Source organism: Providencia sp. JGM181 (assembly GCF_018257375.1).
Taxonomy (GTDB): domain Bacteria; phylum Pseudomonadota; class Gammaproteobacteria; order Enterobacterales; family Enterobacteriaceae; genus Providencia; species Providencia lanzhouensis.
Genome location: NZ_JAERJY010000232.1, coordinates 1 through 2,614 on the forward strand (window position 1 = coordinate 1; position 2,614 = coordinate 2,614).

Below are 2,614 nucleotides of genomic sequence, written 5' to 3' on the forward strand. Positions count from 1 at the left end.
ATTACATAGCTATTACATAGCTATTTTCTAAATAGTTCGCGTTGTAGCTAGGCGGCAAATGAGCTAATCCCTAGGAGCATACAAAAGTATGTGACTAGGGTTAGTGAGTGAAGCCAACAACGCTACAGCGCGAAATATGACGAAAAAAATTAGGCGGGGTTATCGATATCGATGAATGTGGCATCCACCTCATGATTATCATTCAACCACTCCGTCAACGCCTTAATCCCATAACGCTCTGTTGCGTGGTGCCCTGCGCTGTAGAAATGGATCCCCATTTCTCTTGCGATATGAATAGTTTGTTCTGACACTTCCCCTGTCACAAAGGCATCTACACCAAACTCCGCCGCTTGCATAATAAAGCCCTGACCACCGCCAGTACACCATGCAATTTGACGAATTTCTTCTTTGGCGTTGTCGCCACAATGCAATACTTTGCGCCCTAAGCGTGTTTCTAAACGTTGGGTTAATTCCGCTGGGGTAATGGGTTGGTCGAAAAAGCCAAATGGCATCAGTGGCTCAATGTTGCCATTGACTTGCACGCCCATAATGTGGGCCAGTTGCGCATTGTTGCCTAATACTGGGTGGGCATCTAATGGTAGGTGATAACCGTACAGGTTAATGTCATTCGCCAGTAACGTTTTTAGGCGATTTCTTTTCATGCCTTTGATAATGGCCGGTTCGTTTTTCCAAAAGTAGCCATGATGCACAATCACAGCATCGGCATTGAGTCTGACCGCTTCATCCAATAACGCTTGGCAAGCCGTCACGCCTGTCACGATTTTTTTAACGTGGGGACGACCCTCTACTTGTAATCCATTTGGAGCATAGTCTTGGATTTCACTGACTTTCAGCTCGTCGTTAATCAGTTCTTCTAACTTAAAATTATGCATAATCGTGTCCTTTACCTACTGAATTCCTACATATTCGTATTCAATTAGCATAAACGTAAATGATTTTTTTTTCTGCTGTATTTATTGGCAAACTCACACAAGCTAAGAGTTCAGTCAAATTTGAAAGAGAGGGAATTAAACAAAAAGGCTCCCACTGAGAGCCTTCTTGAGTTTACAGAATTGCGACTATTTTTAGTCTTTCTTAGATTTATTCGCAAAGAAAATATCAGATTGAATATCTTCAGTTCGAATAGTAAAAAGTTGGTTAGTTAAATCCTCAGTGAGCTTCTCGGCGCTTGCCATCACATCCAAATTAAACTTGTTGAGCATTTTATTGGCAGCGGCTTTATCTGTTTTAGCCATTTTTAAATAATTCACTTCCATGGCTTTTTGCTCTAACGCTGTTTTCGCTTCCCACTCTTGATAGGCTTTTTTAACAATAGGCGCCAGTTTAGGGTAGTCCGTCATTACTAATGTTTGTAACTTACGGTATTTCCAATAAATAGAATCGCTATCTGCCTTGTCTGTCCCAACACCGTAATGTTTTGGATAAGCTTCTAACCCACTATAGAAAGGAACAAACGCGGTCAAATCAGCCATTCCTAGACCAACATATGTCACTTCACCAATTTCTTGCGGTAGCTCCGGACGTACTTGCATCACATGAGCCTCGTAGGTTCTAAACACACTGATTGGTCGCCATGGCTCTTTTCCATTTAAGCCGTTGGTATACGGATCATGCTCCGTGCCTTCAAAGTGATTACGTAGCATGGCTTTCGCTTCTTCGACAGACACTTTTTTCTCCGGCGTTAAGAAAGGCGCAAAATTTCGACCATCTGCAATATCTTGTTTTAACGACGGATTAAACTGCTGCTGAATGATCCAAACTCGTGGGTCGTTATAATCACGATCACGCTCATCATCACGCGTATAGGCTTTAGAGAAATTGAATGCGCCATCTTTAGCAGGGTTGTATAAACCCTTTTCTACTGCAAATTCAACGAGGTTTTTAGAACCAAGCATATCGGGATTATTCACCTCAAATGCTTGTAAACGCCCCTGATTACCCGTTGCAAAATATTTATCTTTTGCAATTTTTTGAGCCATCCATTGATGCCCCGTCCCTGTTTCTAAATACCACAGTTCATTTTTATCGACGACAGCAACACCAAAACCTTCACCAGCACCTTGGGTTTCAATAATATTACCTAAAAGCTCCACCGCTTCACGGGCTGTTTTTGCACGAGAAAGAAGTACATCTGGAATATCATCTTCGGTAATTCCAGTTTCTTCAACATAGGGATCAAATGCTAATGCTTTAGGAGAAGCAAATATAGATTCGGTACCACTAACTCCTACACCTAATTCATTAAATCCAGTTGCACCATGTAATTGTGTTTTCCAATTTGGCACAGTTGTATATCGTAATGAATTTTTTGGTAATGGGTAGGTGAAATTATTAGCACCATTATGTTCTTTTGTACTGTATATTCCGGATTGATTTTTCTTTGCTGGATGTATGACAAAATGCTGAGCCTTTAATGCACTGCTGTCAGCGCTTCTCGCGATAATTAGCGAGCCATCATTCGTGGCTTCACTACCTGCCAGCAGTGTGGTACAAGCCAATCCCGATGATATTAATGCGATATTGGATTTTGGCTTATTAAGGGCACCACAAATGACCGTCGTTAATTCGTTCATGGTAAAATCAGGCTTATCGA

The 2,614-nt window shown here is 41.5% G+C and carries 2 protein-coding genes; both read right to left on the reverse strand.

Annotated features, from left to right (window positions below):
• Nucleotides 1-149: 149 nt before the first annotated feature.
• Complete coding sequence (locus JK188_RS17025) at nt 150-893, reverse strand: type 2 GTP cyclohydrolase I (RefSeq protein WP_132494266.1); 744 nt, start codon at nt 891-893, stop codon at nt 150-152.
• Between the two features lie 192 nt (nt 894-1,085).
• Entirely contained in the window at nt 1,086-2,594 is a 1,509-nt protein-coding gene (locus JK188_RS17030) for a C69 family dipeptidase (RefSeq protein WP_211888687.1), read from the reverse strand.
• Nucleotides 2,595-2,614: the final 20 nt, after the last annotated feature.